Source organism: Bacteroides fragilis NCTC 9343 (assembly GCF_000025985.1).
GTDB classification, from domain to species: domain Bacteria; phylum Bacteroidota; class Bacteroidia; order Bacteroidales; family Bacteroidaceae; genus Bacteroides; species Bacteroides fragilis.
Genome location: NC_003228.3, coordinates 2,918,054 through 2,936,437 on the forward strand (window position 1 = coordinate 2,918,054; position 18,384 = coordinate 2,936,437).

An 18,384-nucleotide genomic window follows, 5' to 3' on the forward strand; every position below is an offset into this window, starting at 1 on the left:
AAAAATCCCCTCAATGAATATCAGTGAGAGGATTTTTCGGATTGCTATTTATGCAACCGGCTTATTTCTTAAAAAAGTCTTGTACTTTTTCGTTAGGAACCATTTGTTCATCAAAAATGTAAGCTCCAGTTTTCGGAGATTTAACCATTTTGATAACCTTAGTATAAGCACGACCTTCTTTAGATCCTTCGTGCAAACTTGCTACTGTTTTCTTTGCCATGGGTTATACTCTTTCTTTATTATTTAATTTCTTTGTGTACTGTTACTCTTTTCAGAATTGGGTTGTATTTCTTCAACTCAAGTCTTTCAGTAGTATTTTTTCTGTTCTTAGTTGTGATATAACGAGATGTTCCCGGCATACCGCTATCTTTGTGTTCTGTGCATTCCAGAATCACCTGAACTCTATTACCTTTTGCTTTCTTTGCCATAATCAGTTTCTCCTCTTTTTAACGTTTTAGCCAACAACTTTAATGGTTTTCCAATCACAATACCCTTTGGCAACCGCATCATTCAAAGCAGCGTCCAAACCTTTTTTATTAATAATACGCAAACCAGCGGCACAGAGGCTCAGGCTGATCCAGCAGTCCTGTTCTACATAGTAGAACTTTTTGTTAAACAAGTTCAAATCAAAGGTTCTTTTAGTTCTTCTCTTTGAGTGTGAAACATTGTTGCCAATCATGGCTTTCTTTCCGGTAATTTGACAAATCTTCGACATTTCTATCTTATTTTTATAGTTTTAATCTATACTTCTTTCAAACAGAGCGCAAAGTAAGCACTTTTATGTATATAAAACAAGTATTTCCTAAATAAATTCATTATTGAGCGGTAATTTTTCTTCATTTCACCAATTTTCGAAGCAATAGAAGGGCATTATTGCTTGCTCTCTCCACATTCATCTCTCTTCCACGATTAGTTTCCTGCTTCATAGTGCAAATTTCACTTTTATAGGCAGCAGCAATCCAAACTGTACCAACGGGCTTCTCTTCAGTCCCCCCGCTGGGACCTGCGATTCCAGACGTAGCTACAGCACAGTCAGTTTTTAGCGCTTTCATCGCACCTTTTACCATTTCAATCACCGTTTCCTCACTTACCGCGCCTCTTTTTTCAAGCGTTTCCATCGATACACCCAGCAACTCCGTCTTTACTTCATTGGCATACGCTACTATGCTTCCTTTAAAATATTCCGAACTGCCGGCAACCGAAGTTATACGGGCTGCAATGCTTCCACCGGTACAACTTTCTGCGGTAGAAAGAGTCAAATTCTTCTTCTTTAAAAGTTCGCCTATCAAAATTTCAATTGGAGTATCTTCCTCATCCAAAATATCTTCTCCTAAAATTGCCTCAAGTTTGGCACTCTCAGTATTTACACAAGCTTCTACCTCGCTACGATTCTGCCCGCGTCCCGTCAATCTTAAACGAATCAAACCCGGTTTTGGTAAATAAGCCAGTTTTAGACAAGCAGGTAATGCCATTTCCCAAGATTCCAATTTCTCAGCCAACACCGATTCGGGATAGTTTTGTACAGTAAATGTTCGATGAACAATTGCATCCGTACGAAACTTTGCACACAAACGTGGAATAACCTCTTCACTCATCACAGTGGTCATTTCCTGAGGAACTCCCGGCATAGAAACAAGTACCTTACCATCTTTCTCAAACCAACTGACAGAAGCACTCCCTACCCGATTATTAATAACGATGCAATCTTCAGGTACCATTGCCTGACTTTTATTCAACGCATTCATCGGTATTTTTCCCGCCAATACGCGTTTTACGTTTTCAAAGACAGCCTCGCTAAAGATCAGTCTGGTACCGAAGTATTTGCAAAGAGTCTGTTTGGTAATATCATCTTTGGTGGGTCCCAAGCCCCCTGTCACTAGTACAATATCTGCCCTTTTCATCGAAGCATCTACAGCTTCAATAATCTCATCTGCCCGATCTCGTACAGACACGACACGAATCACCTCTATACCTACTTTATTTAATTCGCGCCCCATCCATGTCGAATTGGTATCAGTCACCTGTCCTATCAACAGTTCATCACCAATGGTTATTATCTCCGCAAACATAGGACTCTTACAAAGTTACACGTGAATAAGCAGGCTGTTCTATAGAGCAGAAATCTTTATCCTGATATTTAAAATATCCGGTGATAGCGATCATTGCGGCATTATCTGTAGTATAGCTGAACTTGGGAATAAAAATTTTCCAACCATATTTCTCTGCATGCTCACGAAAGGCATTACGCAAACCGTTGTTAGCAGAGACACCGCCCGCTACAGCCACTTCATTAATTTTATATTGTTTGGCTGCTTTACGAAGTTTATCCATCAAAATGTCTACTACCGTTGCTTCAAGCGAAGCTGCCAAATCGTTCTTATGGTGTTCGATGAAATCGGGATCCTCTTTCATCCAATCACGCAGAGAGTAAAGAAACGACGTTTTCAATCCGCTAAAACTATAATCCAAACCAGAAATATGAGGTTTACTAAAAGTATAAGCCTTCGGATTGCCCTGACGTGCCAAACGGTCAATTATAGGTCCCCCCGGATAACCAAGTCCCATTACTTTCGAACATTTATCAATTGCTTCTCCGGCAGCATCGTCAATAGTCTGTCCCAGAATCTCCATATCATTATATGCTTTCACCAATATAATTTGAGAATTACCTCCGGATACCAGCAAACAAAGGAATGGAAAATCGGGCTGTTCATTTGCTTCTCCTTCCTCTTTAATAAAATGCGCTAACACGTGTCCTGTCAGATGATTAACATCAATCATCGGGATATTTAATGAACGTGCAAAACCCTTTGCAAAAGATACTCCAACCAGCAATGACCCCATCAACCCAGGCCCCCTTGTAAAGGCTACCGCACTCAGCTCTTCCTTGGTCACTCCTGCACGCTTCAACGCTTCATGCACCACAGGTACTATATTCTGTTGGTGAGCACGCGATGCCAATTCCGGTACTACTCCACCATAAGCTTCGTGTACAGCCTGGCTAGATACCACATTCGATAACAAATAACCATCTTTAATAACTGCAGCTGATGTATCGTCACAGGAAGATTCAATTCCTAATATAATTGTACTCATACGCTTTTTGATATTTAAACGATGCAAAAGTAATGATAAAAGTAGGATTCATAACGAACTATTTTATATTTTTGTTCTCAAAATCAAAACAACCGCCTATCAGAACGCTGAAGAAGACTGTACGTTGGGTTATCGGTATCATATTAGGTATATATATCGGAACTATTATTTTGCTGAATATTCCATATATTCAGCGAAATATGACTACGTTTGTCACAAAAGAACTATCCCGGACTTTGGGTACAGAACTGACTATCGGTAAGATAGACATTGGATTATTAAACCGTATCATTATAGATGATGTATTGCTCGACGATCAATCGGGAAAAGAAATGCTCAAAATTACACGTCTTTCTGCCAAATTTGATATTATTCCTTTATTCAACGGAAAAATCACAATCAGCAGCGTGCAGTTATTTGGCTTTAATATCAACTTGAATAAGCCCGCTCCGCACATGGAGCCAAATTTTAAATTCGTCTTGGACGCATTTGCATCCAAAGATACAGTAAAAACAAAAAAGGACATTGATCTACGTATTAATTCCATATTAATACGCCGTGGTAAACTATCCTACGACGTATTATCGGAAGAAGAAACGCCCGGAAAGTTTAACCCGCAACATATCAAACTACACAATATCATTGCCAACATTTCACTCAAGGCACTTCAAAACGATTCGATCAATGCAGCCATCAAACGCCTGAGTGTAGACGAACAATCGGGCTTTGAACTACGAAAGTTGAGCCTGAAAGTCATTGCTAATAACAAAGGCATGAAAATAGAAAATTTCGCAATAGAAATGCCGGGTACCGAAATGAAAATGGATACTATCCGAATGGAATATGACAGTTTGAAAGCACTCAACCATTTTGCCGATAACGTTCGCTTCTCTTTCCGTACTTTACCATCTCATGTGACTTTGAATGACATTTCAGCTTTTGTCCCGGCATTATCCAATTTTAAAGAAAAACTAGATCTCAACATTGATGTAGAAGGTACGCTCAATCAACTGAATTGCAGAACATTGGAAATCAACGCAGGAGATAAGTTCCGACTAAAAGGAGATGTATCTTTACAAGACTTATCACGTCCTCAAGACGCTTACGTTTATGGACATCTGGCCAATCTCTCTGCCAACAAAGAGGGAATCGGATTTTTAGTGCGCAATCTAAGCCCGCACTACAATGGCGTTCCCCCTGTATTACAACACTTAGGAAATACCTCTTTTCATGGTGAAATATCAGGGTACTTTACAGACTTGGTTATGTACGGCCTGTTCCGTACTGACATAGGCTCCGTCCAAACCGACTTAAAGCTTAGTTCCGATAAAGCTAAAGCGCTGTTTTCTTATTCAGGAGGCGTAAAGACCACCGATTTTGAGTTAGGGCAACTGCTAGGAAACAAGCAATTGGGCAAGACTACCTTTAATCTGGATGTCCGAGGAAACCACTACAAGAGCCAATATCCTTCCATTACGTTAAAAGGTTTGATAGCATCCCTCGAATACAGTAATTATAAATATGAAAACATCACGCTGGACGGAGAATTCAAACGCGGTGGTTTTGACGGTAAAGTGGCATTGAATGACGAAAACGGTTCGGTACATTTAAACGGCAACATCAATGTAGTCGAAAAAGTCCCTACTTTTAACTTCAATGCAGTCATAGACAAAATACGTCCACACGACCTGAATCTGACAAAGGAGTATCCGGATGCAGAATTTTCTTTGAAGCTAAAAGCTAATTTCCGGGGTGGTTCCATCGATGAAATGATGGGTGAAATCAATATAGACAGCTTACAATTTACCGCACCAGAGAAGAGCTATTTTCTGGATAATATCAACATCACTGCAACCCGCCAAGATAAAGAGAACCAATTGAAACTAACCTCCAGTTTCTTAAAAGCAAGTATCGAAGGCAATTACCTGTATCATACGCTTCCGGCAAGTGTTATGAACATTATGCGGCGATATATTCCTTCACTAATTCAACCGGATAAAAAGCCTATTAAAACCAATAATAACTTTAGTTTCGATATTCACATATTTAATACAGAACTGTTGTCGACAGTATTTGACATCCCATTGAAAATATATTCACACTCGACTGTGAAAGGTTACTTCAACGATCAGGCACAACGCTTGCGTGTAGAAGGCTATTTTCCACGTTTACAATATCAAAACACGTTTATCGAGTCAGGTTTGGTACTTTGTGAGAATCCTACCGATCAGTTCAAAGCAAAGGTCCGGTTCAATAACCTAAAGAAAGAAAGTGCTGTAAGCATCTCTCTGGACGCACAAGCCAAGAATGACACTATAAATGCCAATATCAACTGGGGTAACAATGCCATCAGTACTTATAGCGGACGACTATCTGCCGCCGCCAGTTTCTTCCGCGCAGCCGAAGAAAAGTCCCCACTGAAAACTGTCGTAGATATTAAACAGACAGACATCATCCTGAATGATACTCTATGGCAGGTTCATCCGTCACAAGTTGTCGTCGATTCAGGAAAAATAGATGTGAATGATTTCTATTTTTCACATCAGGACCGTCATATCCGTATCAATGGACGCATTTCAGAACAAGCCAAAGATACATTAAAAGTAGAACTAAAGGACATCAATGTAGGCTACGTGTTCGATGTGGTAAACTTTGACGATGTGGACTTCAAAGGAGACGCTACGGGAACAGCATATGCCAGTGGCATTTTAAAAGAACCGGTCATGAACACCCGCCTGCATTTTAAAAACTTCACCTTTAATGATGCCTCGTTGGGGGCTATGGATATTTACGGTGCGTGGAAGAACGACATGCGTGCTATCTTTCTTGATGCACACATGGAAGAAGAAGGAGTGTCGAAGACGCATGTCATCGGGCATGTCTATCCGTTAAAACCGGAAAGCAAACTAGACTTGAATATAGAGACGGAGCATACGAATATCCAATTTCTCCAATACTTCATGCGTTCCATTGTTGAAGACCTGCATGGACGTACTAGTGGTAAAGCCCATTTCTACGGAAAGTTCAAGGCACTCAATATCGAAGGAAACCTGATGACGGACGCATCCTTAAAAATAGGAATACTGAATACTTCGTTCACCGTAACAGACACCATCCGTTTGTCCACCAGTGGCATTAGCTTCGATAATATACGCATAGCAGATATGGAAGGACATCAGGGTACTATGAACGGCAAACTGAATTTCCGGCATTTCAGGGACCTAAGTTATCATTTCGAATTCAACGTAAACAACATGTTACTTATGAATACGAAAGAAAATTCGGATATTAACTTTTACGGAAAAGTATATGGAACCGGTAATGCAATGTTGATTGGAAACCCGCAGGAATTACAAGTCAATGCAGCTGTCACTACCAATCGTAACACCAATTTTGTCTATATAACCAACGCAACAGCTTCAGCAGCCAGCAACCAGTTTATTAAGTTTGTCGATAAAACGCCCCGCAGGTTTGTGCAGGATTCCATTAATGTAATGTCAGAATACGATCGGTTACAGCAAGAGATGGAAGAGGAAGAATCCAAAACGGATATTCGACTGAACCTGTTGATAGATGCTACTCCGGATGCTACAATGAAAATTATCATGGACCCTATTGCCGGAGATTACATCAGCGGTAAAGGCTCCGGCAACATACGTACAGAGTTCTTTAATAAAGGAGATGTGAAAATGTTCGGTAATTACCGTATCAACCAAGGTATCTACAAATTCAGTTTACAAGAGGTCATCCGCAAAGATTTTATCATTAAAGACGGAAGCAGCATCACTTTCAACGGTCCCCCATTGGATGCGACACTTGACATTCAGGCTAGTTACACGGTAAATTCAGCTTCACTGAACGACCTGATTCCCGATGCTTCGGAAACAATTACCCAACAACCTAATGTGAAAGTGAATTGCATCATGAATCTGACAGGAATTCTCTGGCGTCCTAACATCAAGTTGGGAATTGAACTCCCCAATGAACGGGACGAGATACAGACACTGGTACGCAATTATATCAGTACAGACGAACAGATGAACATGCAAATTCTCTACCTGTTGGGCATTGGCAAGTTCTATCCGCAGGAAAGTACCGGAGGTACCCAAAACTCCAACATGACATCATCGGCCCTGTTCTCTACCCTATCCGGACAGTTAAACAATCTGTTGTCACAAGTATTCGATAACAACAACTGGAACATCGGCACTAATCTCAGTACAGGTGACAAGGGCTGGACGGACATGGAAATAGAAGGCATCTTATCCGGGCAGTTGCTGAACAACCGCTTGCTAATCAACGGGAATTTCGGCTACCGGGACAATCCATTGGCAAATACCAACTTCATTGGAGACTTTGAAGCAGAATGGTTACTCAACCGTTCGGGAGACATACGCCTAAAAGCATACAATGAAACGAATGACCGCTATTATACGCGAACCAACCTGACTACACAAGGAATCGGTATCATGTATAAAAAGGACTTCAATAAATGGAGTGAGCTTCTTTTTTGGAATAAATGGAAACTGAGAAACCTGAGACGGAAGCAAGCTGCCGCTAAGGACAGCATACCGAATGATTCGGTGAAAGAGACCCAAAAAGCGAAATCGGAAATGAAAAGAGAGCATCCAATGTAATGCTCTCTGTCTTTTTACTGATGACAAAACTACCAAATAGAAATGAAACAGCTCTTAGAGTAAAACTTGCTAAATGCGCCGAAAGAGCATTTCATTTAGAAACTTTTGTCGACAATCACCTTTCCGAAAGGAGTCAAAGCGAGTCCGGCTAACTTAAAGTGCTGCTTTCCGAACGGTATACCGATAATGGTAATACAAAGCAAAATCCCCCATCCCAAGTGAGAGAGGCTGATCCAAATTCCACCTAGAAACAACCAGATGATATTCATTATGATACTGAGGCAACCTCCAGAATCAGGAGTACTTCTCACCTCTTTGCCAAATGGCCATAAAGCAAGTCCGGCCAATTTCAATGTCTGAAAGCCGAATGGAATACCAATAATGGTAATCATCATTAAAAGACTTGAAATAAGATATTCTATCGCAGTAAAGATGCCGCCACAAAGCAGCCAGATAAGATTTAACAATGGATTCATAGAATTATCAGATTAATGATAAAAAAAAAGGTCGGAAGTTCACATTTCGGGTACCTCCAACCTTTTCTTTCTATACCTTATATTAATGATTAATAAGAACGAGCAAATATCACACGGCAAGCAGACGGTTTTCCTGTCACCATACACTTACCCGGCTCTTTGTCACCTTCAACAAACGACTCGAACGGAATGCAACGAATCGTCGCCTTTGTCTCCTCTTTGATCTTTTCCTCCGTCTCCACTGTTCCATCCCAGTGAGCCAGGATAAAGCCGCCTTCTTCGATTTTCTCCTTAAACTCATCATAGCTATCCACCGTAGTGATACGTGAGTCACGATAAGTACGCGCTTTCTTATAGATGTTAGCTTGGATCTCTTCCAGCAGATTCTGAACATACGTCTCAATTCCATCGCAAGTCACAGTCTCTTTTTCCAGAGTATCACGACGCATTACCTCCATCGTATTGTTCTCCAAGTCACGTCCACCCATCACCAGACGGACAGGCACACCCTTCAATTCATAATCGGCAAATTTAAAGCCCGGACGTTTATTGTCAGCATTATCATATTTCACTGAAATGCCCAATTGCTTCAATCTTGCCACAATACCTTCTACCTTAGCATCAATCAGCTTCAACTGCTCGTCATTCTTATAGATAGGAACGATCACTACTTGGATCGGAGCCAGATGCGGAGGAAGTACCAGACCGTTATCATCCGAGTGAGTCATGATCAGTGCCCCCATCAGACGGGTAGAAACACCCCAAGAGGTAGCCCATACATATTCAAGCTTGTTCTCTTTATTTACAAATTGAACATCGAATGCTTTTGCGAAATTCTGTCCCAAGAAGTGTGAAGTACCACTCTGCAATGCCTTACCATCCTGCATCATTGCCTCGATGGTATACGTGTCAAGTGCACCGGCAAAGCGCTCATTAGCCGATTTCACACCTTTAACTACCGGAACTGCCATATACTTCTCTGCAAATTCGGCGTATACATTCAACATACGGATAGCCTCTTCTTCCGCCTCTTCGCGCGTTGCGTGTGCTGTATGACCTTCCTGCCACAAGAATTCCGCAGTCCGGAGGAATAATCGCGTACGCATTTCCCAACGGAAAACGTTAGCCCACTGATTACATAAAATAGGCAGATCACGATATGACTGGATCCAGTTTTTATAAGTATTCCAAATGATTGTTTCAGAAGTCGGACGAATAATCAACTCTTCTTCCAATTTTGCAGCAGGATCGACCACCACACCCGAACCATCTTCGGCATTTTTCAGGCGATAATGTGTTACTACGGCACACTCCTTGGCAAAGCCTTCTACGTGTTCAGCTTCACGACTCAGAAATGATTTCGGAATCAGCAACGGGAAATAAGCATTAACGTGTCCGGTTTCTTTAAACATGTCGTCCAGCTGACGCTGCATTTTCTCCCAAATAGCGTATCCGTAAGGCTTAATCACCATACATCCACGCACAGCCGATTGTTCTGCCAAATCGGCTTTCACCACCAAATCATTGTACCACTGCGAATAGTTTTCGCTGCGTTTGGTCAGGTCTTTCAGTTCTTTTGCCATTATATTTTTCTTCTTTTAAAGTTTTCTATCTTCAAAACAGGATGCAAAAATACTAAAAATGGGTGAACTGTGCTCATTCTTTATCTATAATTTTAAGAGAGGTCATACCAAGGTTATATATAAATCAGCCGGTTTATGGATCGACAACCGACCGGTTTATGGTTTCTCTAAAGACAAGAGATCACCATTTCCTGCCCTTCTCTTCCAACGGGAGCCATACATATTAGAGGATTAACGCATTCTTTATCACCCAAAGAACAGATCGTCAAAACAAAGAGTTGCTTATGAACGTACCTAACTTTTCACCGGTTCATTGATACCAAATCCGAAAAGAGCAAAATCTCCCTTTACCGGATCATCCGGCCATATCTCCCGCAACGCATCAGTAATGCAACGTGCTGTTTTCAGGCATTTACGTGCATTGGTCAATCCAAGATCAGTCGAGATGCGATGTACATGAGTGTCAAGAGGGATAATTAGATCTGAGGGACTGAAACTCCGCCAAATACCGAGGTCGACAGGAGAATCCCTACGAATCATCCAACGCAGAAACATACACATTTTCTTTGCTTCGGAAGCACTTGACAAAGCAGGCATCCCATTGATATGTCCGAACACCGATTGCAATCTTTCCAATGGCGTACCGGAAGAGAGAGAATGGCACAAATAGGATTCCAGATCTCCATGCTCCCGGTAGGCAGCATACAAAGTCTGGCAGAGTATATAGAAATCATTCCAGGAGTAATAGCGATAAAAACTGGATGTTACTCCTCGATATTTCCTCCATTCTTCACTTAATATATATCGATATGGAGCATTCAGGAAAAGCTCGTGATCAATCCGGTCACCACTTTTGATAATGGCCTTTCTATTACCGGTAGCGATCCAGGAAGCGATCAGTCCGGAGATCTCAATATCAGCTTTATCAGTATACCGATGGGGAAACTGTATCGGATCGTCCATAATAAATTCTTTCACCTCATATTTATCCGCTAAAAGCAAAAGCTTTTCCTTTAGTTCTTGTTTCATATAGACTTTAAAAACTGTACATTAAAAAAACGCCACAGATTGTATGGATTCATACAGAAATAGGGAAATAAGTCTGTGGAAATCCATAGAATCTGTGGTGAACAAGCCTTTTGCTACAAAGGCTTATAAGTTTATTTACTAAAATCTCTCGGAGCAGGTACCGGAGGCAACGGTTTACGATCTTTAAGCTGTTTCATAACCTCTTCGATGGCTCTGTTCAGTTGCTGGTCTTCTCCATTCCACTCCTTCACCGGATCATTGTCAATCAAAATATCCGGATCTACTCCATGGTTCTCAATAATCCATTTCCCGGTCTTCGGGTCATAGCTCGTAAAGAATGGCACACGTATGTCCGTACCATCCATGTATGGCAATGATCCGCTGATACCCACAATGCCTCCCCAGGTACGAGTTCCTATCAACTTACCCAAGCCAAGTGCGCGGAAGCCCCACGGGAACAGGTCGCCATCTGAAGCGGAGTATTTATTAATCAAACAAACCTTCGGTCCCACCTGTACAGCATCAGGCACTGTTCCCACATGGCTGGTACCTCTACCCATAGTCAGACGATAAGGTTCACGGGAAAGACGTTCCAAAATCATTGGTGAAACATTACCTCCACCATTGGCACGATCATCGATAATCAACCCTTCTTTATCAAGTTGCGGATAGAAATAGCGGGCAAACTCGTTCAAGCCTTCCGGCCCCATATCCGGAATATAAATATATCCGATACGTCCGTTGGAAGCCTGGTCCACCTTCTTTATATTATCCTGTACCCAATTGTAATGTATCAAAGGATATTCATTGGCAAGCGGACTGATCACAACCTTACGTGCTCCGGAAAGCTGAGGTTTGACATTCAGCGAAATTTCAGTAGGTATCTCTGCTTTACCCACCAGTAAAGAATACATATCTTTAACTGTATTAGTCGGCACACCGTCAATAGCTACGATGTACTCTCCCACTTTCACATCAACACCCGGTTCCGTAAGCGGAGAGCGCAGTTCTTTGCTCCAAGATGCTCCGGGGAATATCTTCTCCAGACGGAAAAAGCCACTCTTGTCGCGAGTTATTTCCGCACCAAGCAGGCCGGTATTGATCCGTTTGGGCTGTTCCGTTTCTCCCGGATTGACATAAGCATGCCCACAGTTCAATTCACCTATCATCTCACCGATAATGTAATTCAGGTCTAAACGAGTTTTAACGTAAGGCAGCAAGACCGCATATTTTTCTTTAATTGCTTTCCAATCTACACCGTGCATGCTCTCCTGATAGAATCCGTCACGATAGGCACGCCAAGCTTCATCAAAGATTTGTGCCCACTCTTTCGGATAATCCACAGTAATCTTCATATTGCTTAAATCGACCGGAGCGGTCAGTTCTGTCTTACCCGAAGGAAGATTGGTCACATAAATTTGACGGCCTTTAAAGAAAAGTGCCTTCTTACCATCGTAAGTAACATCCATCGAAGCTCCATCGGCAATCGATTCCTCTTTCTGACTTGCCAAGTCATACATTTTCGTACCACCGCGTCCCCAGTAGTACACCTTGTTGCCATCGGAATAGAAGTTACCATAATAAGACGGAGACAAGGGCAAGCGAACGATGCGATCGGTAATGCCATCCGGATCGAATTTCACCAACGAAGCATCGGCCACTTCCTTCTTATCTGCCGGTTTCTTATCCCCGCTTTTGGGGGTAGCATTCGATACAGCCACTTCCGCATCTTTCTGCATGAAAGGAGACGATGTATCCTTAGACAGCAAAGCGATGTACACACCATACATATTATTATATACATGGTTCCATTCCAATGATCCGTAAGTCGGGTTAAAATCACGGGCAGAAGAGAATATCAGATACTTTCCGTCGGCACTGAACACCGGAGAAGAAGAGTTATACCATTTGTCGGTCACCGGATATTCTTTCTTTTCCGCAATGTTGTAGACATATACGACATTGATTTCATTTTTACCCATCCGTGTATAAGTCAACCATTCACTGTCCGGAGAGAAAGTAACTCCACCCGGCACTCCCACCGGATCTTGCAATAATAAAGAAACTTTCCCGGAAGCCACATCCAGCAGATTAACTCGGTTCTTACGATCCATATACACTATCTTCTTAGAATCCGGACTCCATTTAAAGTCACGGATATATGTATCGTTCTTATGAGTTAACTGCATCGGTTCGCCACCTGCCGCATTCTGCAGATAAAGTTCGGTTTCCCCTGTGGCATCAGAGATATAAGCAATCTGTGTTCCGTCCGGTGACCACTGTGCATCACGATCGTGAGCTCCCGGCGAACGAGTTATATTTTTTGTAACCCCTTTCTCTACCGGCAGATTGAATACTTCACCCCGGCTTGTCACTACCATCCGTGCTCCATCCGGTGAAAGGCTGGCCGCAGTCACATAATTCGCTCCCTCTTTCAAATCGGTGCGGGCATAGATATTATCAGAAGCCAGTGTAATGTTTACCTTTTCAGCTTTCCGGGCCGCAGCATCCATCTTATAAATATATCCGCCGTTTTCAAAAACGATGGTATTGCCATGGACGCTTGGGAATTTCACATCATACTCAGTGAAGTTCGTCACCTTTACAGTCTGTTTGGTCTTCGTATTGTATGCGAAGATATTCATGATACGGTCACGGTCGGAAAGGAAAAAGATTTCATCGCCAATCCACATCGGAAAAATGTCCTGAGCTACATTATTGGTAACATTCTCCACTGTTTTGTTTCCCGGATTATACACCCAGATGTCATCGGCCATACCGCCTTTATAATACTTCCAGGTACGAAATTCGCGCATCACCCGGTTGTATGCCAATTGTTTTCCGTCCGGTGAATAGCTGCAAAAGCCTCCCTCGGGAAGAGGAATGACTTCTGACAATCCGCCTTCTTTGTCTACTGTAAAGAGTTTACCGGAGAATCCGTCGCTGATGCGATTACGATACACGATACGTTGTCCGTCCGGAGTCCATGTCATAACAATGTTGTTAGGTCCCATACGGTCACCCAAGTCGTCACGGCTATTGGTAGCCGTGTAGGTTATCCGTAGTGGTTCGCCACCCGTTGCAGGCATGGTATACACTTCTGTATTTCCATCATACTGCCCGGTGAATGCAATCGTTTTGCCGTCCGGAGAAAACCGGGGAAACATTTCGTATCCCACATGGGAAGTCAGGCGTTGTGCTTCACCTCCCGAAGCAGGCACTTTATACAAATCGCCCGCATACGAAAATACGATCTCATTTCCGTTCGTAGCGGGGAAACGCAACAACCGTGCTTCTCCTGCAGCCGACAGCAGCATAGGAGCACCTGCCAGAACGAAAATAGATAGGATTAGTTTCTTGTTCATGTGATTATCTATTAAATTGATTCACAAAGGTAAGAAAAGAACAAAGAGTGACAGAAGAAATACATAAAAAAACCGCAGATCCATCATTCTTTTCCTACAAAAAGACTGGAGAAATCTGCGATATTCTATTTTAGTTGAGGAGATAAACTTTTGAGCGGTAGGCGAGGGTCGAACTCGTGACCTGCGGCTTGGGAAGCCGCCGCTCTGCCAACTGAGCTACTACCGCATGTGTTGCTTTTATTTTGTAAAGCCATGCAAAGATAAATATTGTTTCCGAAATACCCATAGCAATGGCACAATATTTTGCATCCGGGAATGAAAATATAAAATATTACCGTACATTTGCTAACCGAAAATACACAGATAGATTCATGAAACAGATCATACTCATCACCGGAGGAGCCCGTTCGGGCAAAAGCAGCCATGCCGAACGCCTGGCGCTATCCCTCTCTCCTAATCCGGTTTACTTGGCCACCTCACGTATCTGGGACGAAGAATTTCGTCAAAGGGTATTGCGCCATCAAGCCAACCGCGGACCGGAATGGACCAATATAGAGGAAGAAAAAGAATTGAGCCGCCACACTTTGGAGGGGCGTGTAGTGCTGATCGATTGTGTAACCCTCTGGTGCACCAATTATTTCTTTGATCTCGAAGCAGACACCGACAAGGCACTGACTGCTGTTAAAGCCGAGTTTGACCGACTGACACAACAGGACGCGACCTTTATTTTTGTCACCAACGAAATCGGCATGGGAGGAACTTCAGAAAACCTGATACAACGAAAGTTCACTGACATGCAAGGATGGATGAACCAGTATATAGCCTCCCGGGCCAATCGGGTAATACTAATGGTATCGGGGATTCCTGTGAAAGTAAAAGACGAAAAGTAAATGATAGAATAACCCTTATAAAATGAAAACATTTCAAATCACCAGACCGGACGAAACCATCCGGGAAGCACTGACCGATAAAATAAATAATCTGACCAAGCCCAAAGGCTCTCTGGGAACACTTGAAGAACTGGCCTTGCAGATCGGGCTTATCCAGCAAACACTTACTCCCGAGCTGAGACATCCTCAAAATATCATATTCGCAGCCGATCATGGCATTGTCGACGAGGGAGTCAGCCTCTCTCCCAAAGAGATCACCTGGCAACAAATCAGCAATTTTCTTCACGGAGGGGCAGGTGTCAACTTCCTTTGCCGCCAGCACGGATTCGAGTTGAAGATTGTAGATGCCGGAGTGGATTACGACCTCCCATACGAGAAAGGAATCATCAACATGAAGGTACGCAAAAGCTCGCGTAACTATCTGTACGAGGCAGCCATGACAGAAGAAGAAATGAATTTGTGCATCGAGCGCGGAGCGGAAGTAGTCCGTCAGTGTCATGCCGAAGGGTGCAATGTGCTTTCTTTGGGCGAAATGGGTATCGGCAACACTTCTTCGTCTTCCATGTGGATGACATGCTTCACCCATATTCCTCTCGAACTGTGTGTCGGAGCAGGCAGCGGACTCGACAATGCAGGCGTCCGTCATAAATATAATGTATTGCAGCAGGCACTGGACCATTATCAGGGAGACGGAAGCGCACACGACCTGATCCGCTATTTCGGCGGACTGGAAATGGTAATGGCAATAGGCGCCATGCTTCAGGCAGCCGAGTTAAAGATGATTATCCTGGTAGACGGATTCATCATGACAAACTGCATCCTTGCAGCCTCCCAACTTTACCCTGAGGTATTGCATTATGCCATCTTCGGTCATCAGGGAGATGAAGCCGGACATAAGCTGGTACTCGATGCCATGGGAGCCAAGCCATTACTGAATCTGGGTTTACGTCTCGGAGAAGGAACCGGAGCCATCTGCTCCTATCCTATCATTGACTCTGCCGTACGGATGATCAACGAGATGGACAACTTTGCACATGCAGCCATCACCAAATATTTCTAATAAGATTTGCCGATGAATATATTAGCAGCATTTATCTTTTTTACCCGCCTCCCCTTCTGGCGTATCCGCGAAGTTCCGGCAGAATGTTTTAAACACGTTGTGCCTTACTGGCCTTTGTCCGGATGGCTCACGGGCAGCATCATGGCAGGGGTACTTTGGTTGAGCGCACAGATCCTCCCCTTCTCCGTTGCCGTATTGTTGGCACTTGCCGCCCGGTTATTGATCACCGGTGCCCTACACGAAGACGGGTTGGCGGATTTCTTCGATGGATTCGGAGGAGGTACGAACCGGGAGCGGATTCTTTCCATCATGAAAGATTCGCATATCGGCAGCTACGGTGTCATCGGGTTGATTTTCTACTTCCTTCTTCTATGGAGTCTTTTGATGTCGCTCCCCCTCTCCTTCGCATGTATTACATTGATTGCAGGCGACACGATAAGCAAGCTGACCTCATCACAAATCATCAACTTCCTGCCTTACGCACGGAAAGAAGAAGAAAGCAAGGCCAAAGTAGTATATAACAGAATGTCAGGCGGAGAATTTGCTTTCGGTCTGTTATGCGGTATACTTCCTTCAGCACTCCTGCTACCGTACCGATACTGGATGGCTATCGTACTTCCGCTGATCATGCTGTATCTGCTTTGCACACTGATGAAACGGAAGTTGCAAGGTTATACCGGCGACTGTTGCGGAGCACTGTTTCTTCTAAGCGAACTGTCTTTCTACCTGGGAATAGTTATACTAATGTTTATATAGTCATGGAAGTCATATTAATCCGCCATACCTCTGTCGATGTTCCTAAAGGAGTCTGTTATGGCCAGACTAATGTACCTTTGCGAGATAGTTTTGAAGAAGAAGCCTCAATTACGGCTCAACAACTACAGAACGACGTATTTGATGCCGTATTCACAAGCCCGCTGAGTCGTTGTACCCGCCTGGCAGACCACTGCGGTTATCCGGATGCCATTCGTGATGCCCGGCTGAAAGAGCTGAACTTCGGTGAATGGGAGATGCAGGAGTTTGATAAAATATGTGATCCGCGACTGGAGGAGTGGTATAACGACTACTTCCATGTAGCGGCTACAGGCGGAGAGTCTTTTATGATGCAGCTTCAACGGGTATCGGAGTTCCTGAATGAAGTGAGTGGAAAAGAGTATAAACGCATAGCCGTCTTTGCACATGGAGGGGTGCTGATTTGTGCACAAATCTATGCAGGGATACTGAGAATGGAAGACGCTTTTGACGCACTGACACCTTACGGCGGAGTGGTCCGGCTGCAACTTAACTCAAAGACAGAAGAATAGTCAGCCACACTAACACAACCATCAGTACCTCTGCCTGCCGATTGACACAGACGGCTTTCTTCATATCCTCGGTTGTCAATGCCCGTTCGTTGTTGCCTATAAAAGGCTTCCACACCTCTTCACCGAAATAATAGTGGGGCCCGCCGAAACGGCAATTCAGAATACCGGCCAAAGCAGCTTCGGGATAACCGGAGTTTGGACTGGCGTGCCGGCTGCCATATTTACCCACGAACCTGAGCAAAGAAAACCGTCCGCTGACGAGGATCATCAACAAAGCCGTCAGGCGAGCAGGAATATAATTGGCAACATCATCGATCCGGGCCGCTATACAGCCGAATTGACGGTAACGCTCGTTGCGGTAACCGATCATAGAGTCAAGTGTATTCACCATCTTGTACGCCATCATGCCGGGCACTCCCAACACTGCATACCAAAAAAGTGGTGCAATTACCCCATCACTCAGATTTTCGGCTAAAGTCTCCAAAGCTGCGGTACGCACCTCTTGTGCAGATAGTGCAGAAGTATCCCGTCCCACAATGCGGGCCACTTGTTTACGCCCCTCGTCCAATGAACGGTCTACGGCTTCGAAGACCATCCGGACCTCACGTATCAGGGTTGTACCTGCCAGGCAACAAAAGATCAGCAGTGTTTGTATCAGCGCTGTCAGTATGATGGAATACTCTCCGATCACTTTAAAAAAGAGGAAGGTAAAAAAGTAGACTCCCGCAATCAATGCTACCGACATCATTCCCCCTTTCCAAACGCGGGCCCTCCCCGCATTCAGACACTTCTCTCCCCAAGCTATCAGTTTACCGAATCCTACCACAGGATGCGGCAACCAGGACGGATCGCCTTGCCAGCGATCGAACAACCAGGCTAACGGTAACGGAAACAACCTGCAAAAATACACAAGGCTAATATACCAAAAGAACATTCCATCCATA

At 43.6% G+C, this 18,384-nt stretch carries 15 protein-coding genes and 1 tRNA gene; 5 read left to right on the forward strand and 11 right to left on the reverse strand.

Annotated elements, in window-relative coordinates; genetic code table 11:
- Positions 1-61 precede the first annotated feature (61 nt).
- From BF9343_RS22710 to tsaD, 5 genes are all read right to left on the reverse strand, one after another.
- On the reverse strand, positions 62-220 hold the full coding sequence (locus tag BF9343_RS22710; protein WP_005777897.1) for a DUF4295 domain-containing protein: 159 nt from the start codon (positions 218-220) through the stop codon (positions 62-64).
- A gap of 19 nt (positions 221-239) precedes the next feature.
- Positions 240-428 carry a 50S ribosomal protein L33 gene (rpmG, locus tag BF9343_RS11920; protein WP_002560155.1) on the reverse strand — a complete coding sequence of 63 codons (189 nt, stop codon included), beginning with the start codon at positions 426-428 and terminating at the stop codon, positions 240-242.
- 26 nt (positions 429-454) lie between these two features.
- Positions 455-715, reverse strand: a complete 261-nt coding sequence (gene rpmB / locus BF9343_RS11925; RefSeq protein WP_005787937.1) for a 50S ribosomal protein L28 — start codon at positions 713-715, stop codon at positions 455-457.
- Positions 716-836: 121 nt separating this feature from the next.
- A complete protein-coding gene (locus BF9343_RS11930) occupies positions 837-2,069 on the reverse strand; it encodes a CinA family nicotinamide mononucleotide deamidase-related protein (RefSeq protein ID WP_010993035.1) in 1,233 nt (410 codons plus the stop codon).
- A gap of 7 nt (positions 2,070-2,076) precedes the next feature.
- On the reverse strand, positions 2,077-3,096 hold the full coding sequence (gene tsaD / locus BF9343_RS11935) for a tRNA (adenosine(37)-N6)-threonylcarbamoyltransferase complex transferase subunit TsaD (RefSeq protein ID WP_005787941.1): 1,020 nt from the start codon (positions 3,094-3,096) through the stop codon (positions 2,077-2,079).
- 32 nt (positions 3,097-3,128) lie between these two features.
- On the opposite strand from tsaD, the gene BF9343_RS11940 reads away from it, so the two are divergent.
- Complete coding sequence (locus BF9343_RS11940; protein ID WP_010993036.1) at positions 3,129-7,733, forward strand: translocation/assembly module TamB domain-containing protein; 4,605 nt, start codon at positions 3,129-3,131, stop codon at positions 7,731-7,733.
- A 95-nt stretch (positions 7,734-7,828) separates the two neighbouring features.
- Here BF9343_RS11940 and BF9343_RS11945 read toward each other — a convergent pair whose 3' ends face one another.
- The 5 genes from BF9343_RS11945 to BF9343_RS11965 all read right to left on the reverse strand — a co-directional run bounded on the left by BF9343_RS11945 (position 7,829) and on the right by BF9343_RS11965 (position 14,412).
- Positions 7,829-8,209, reverse strand: a complete 381-nt coding sequence (locus BF9343_RS11945) for a YccF domain-containing protein (RefSeq protein WP_005787945.1) — start codon at positions 8,207-8,209, stop codon at positions 7,829-7,831.
- Positions 8,210-8,298: 89 nt separating this feature from the next.
- On the reverse strand, positions 8,299-9,792 hold the full coding sequence (proS, locus tag BF9343_RS11950) for a proline--tRNA ligase (protein WP_005793720.1): 1,494 nt from the start codon (positions 9,790-9,792) through the stop codon (positions 8,299-8,301).
- A gap of 294 nt (positions 9,793-10,086) precedes the next feature.
- Positions 10,087-10,821, reverse strand: coding sequence for a TIGR02757 family protein (locus BF9343_RS11955; RefSeq protein WP_005793718.1), 735 nt, complete (start codon positions 10,819-10,821; stop codon positions 10,087-10,089).
- Positions 10,822-10,952: 131 nt separating this feature from the next.
- A complete protein-coding gene (locus tag BF9343_RS11960; RefSeq protein ID WP_010993037.1) occupies positions 10,953-14,186 on the reverse strand; it encodes a S41 family peptidase in 3,234 nt (1,077 codons plus the stop codon).
- Positions 14,187-14,339: 153 nt separating this feature from the next.
- A tRNA-Gly gene (locus tag BF9343_RS11965) sits at positions 14,340-14,412 on the reverse strand.
- 64 nt (positions 14,413-14,476) lie between these two features.
- Between BF9343_RS11965 and cobU the strand changes: the two genes are divergently transcribed.
- The 4 genes from cobU to cobC are packed head-to-tail and all read left to right on the forward strand — an operon-like array spanning position 14,477 to position 17,440.
- Positions 14,477-15,076 carry a bifunctional adenosylcobinamide kinase/adenosylcobinamide-phosphate guanylyltransferase gene (gene cobU / locus BF9343_RS11970; RefSeq protein ID WP_005803602.1) on the forward strand — a complete coding sequence of 200 codons (600 nt, stop codon included), beginning with the start codon at positions 14,477-14,479 and terminating at the stop codon, positions 15,074-15,076.
- Positions 15,077-15,098: 22 nt separating this feature from the next.
- Positions 15,099-16,136, forward strand: coding sequence for a nicotinate-nucleotide--dimethylbenzimidazole phosphoribosyltransferase (gene cobT / locus BF9343_RS11975; RefSeq protein ID WP_005787963.1), 1,038 nt, complete (start codon positions 15,099-15,101; stop codon positions 16,134-16,136).
- Between the two features lie 12 nt (positions 16,137-16,148).
- On the forward strand, positions 16,149-16,892 hold the full coding sequence (gene cobS, locus BF9343_RS23740) for an adenosylcobinamide-GDP ribazoletransferase (protein ID WP_010993039.1): 744 nt from the start codon (positions 16,149-16,151) through the stop codon (positions 16,890-16,892).
- 2 nt (positions 16,893-16,894) lie between these two features.
- Complete coding sequence (cobC, locus tag BF9343_RS11985) at positions 16,895-17,440, forward strand: alpha-ribazole phosphatase (RefSeq protein WP_010993040.1); 546 nt, start codon at positions 16,895-16,897, stop codon at positions 17,438-17,440.
- On the opposite strand, the gene cbiB is transcribed toward cobC, so the two are convergent.
- On the reverse strand, positions 17,418-18,374 hold the full coding sequence (gene cbiB, locus BF9343_RS11990) for an adenosylcobinamide-phosphate synthase CbiB (RefSeq protein ID WP_005803605.1): 957 nt from the start codon (positions 18,372-18,374) through the stop codon (positions 17,418-17,420). The two genes, cobC and cbiB, sit on opposite strands and share 23 nt — an antisense overlap.
- Positions 18,375-18,384: the final 10 nt, after the last annotated feature.

Excerpts from the sequence above, each read along its gene's own strand:
- tsaD (WP_005787941.1), bottom strand. The coding sequence starts at position 3,096 with ATGAGTACAATTATATTAGGAATTGAATCTTCCTGTGACGATACATCA.
- proS (WP_005793720.1), bottom strand. The coding sequence starts at position 9,792 with ATGGCAAAAGAACTGAAAGACCTGACCAAACGCAGCGAAAACTATTCG.
- BF9343_RS11960 (WP_010993037.1), bottom strand. The coding sequence starts at position 14,186 with ATGAACAAGAAACTAATCCTATCTATTTTCGTTCTGGCAGGTGCTCCT.
- BF9343_RS11940 (WP_010993036.1), top strand. The coding sequence starts at position 3,129 with ATGATAAAAGTAGGATTCATAACGAACTATTTTATATTTTTGTTCTCA.
- BF9343_RS11955 (WP_005793718.1), bottom strand. The coding sequence starts at position 10,821 with ATGAAACAAGAACTAAAGGAAAAGCTTTTGCTTTTAGCGGATAAATAT.
- BF9343_RS11930 (WP_010993035.1), bottom strand. The coding sequence starts at position 2,069 with ATGTTTGCGGAGATAATAACCATTGGTGATGAACTGTTGATAGGACAG.
- cobS (WP_010993039.1), top strand. The coding sequence starts at position 16,149 with ATGAATATATTAGCAGCATTTATCTTTTTTACCCGCCTCCCCTTCTGG.
- cobU (WP_005803602.1), top strand. The coding sequence starts at position 14,477 with ATGGCACAATATTTTGCATCCGGGAATGAAAATATAAAATATTACCGT.
- cobC (WP_010993040.1), top strand. The coding sequence starts at position 16,895 with ATGGAAGTCATATTAATCCGCCATACCTCTGTCGATGTTCCTAAAGGA.
- rpmG (WP_002560155.1), bottom strand. The coding sequence starts at position 428 with ATGGCAAAGAAAGCAAAAGGTAATAGAGTTCAGGTGATTCTGGAATGC.
- BF9343_RS22710 (WP_005777897.1), bottom strand. The coding sequence starts at position 220 with ATGGCAAAGAAAACAGTAGCAAGTTTGCACGAAGGATCTAAAGAAGGT.
- rpmB (WP_005787937.1), bottom strand. The coding sequence starts at position 715 with ATGTCGAAGATTTGTCAAATTACCGGAAAGAAAGCCATGATTGGCAAC.
- cbiB (WP_005803605.1), bottom strand. The coding sequence starts at position 18,374 with ATGTTCTTTTGGTATATTAGCCTTGTGTATTTTTGCAGGTTGTTTCCG.
- BF9343_RS11945 (WP_005787945.1), bottom strand. The coding sequence starts at position 8,209 with ATGAATCCATTGTTAAATCTTATCTGGCTGCTTTGTGGCGGCATCTTT.
- cobT (WP_005787963.1), top strand. The coding sequence starts at position 15,099 with ATGAAAACATTTCAAATCACCAGACCGGACGAAACCATCCGGGAAGCA.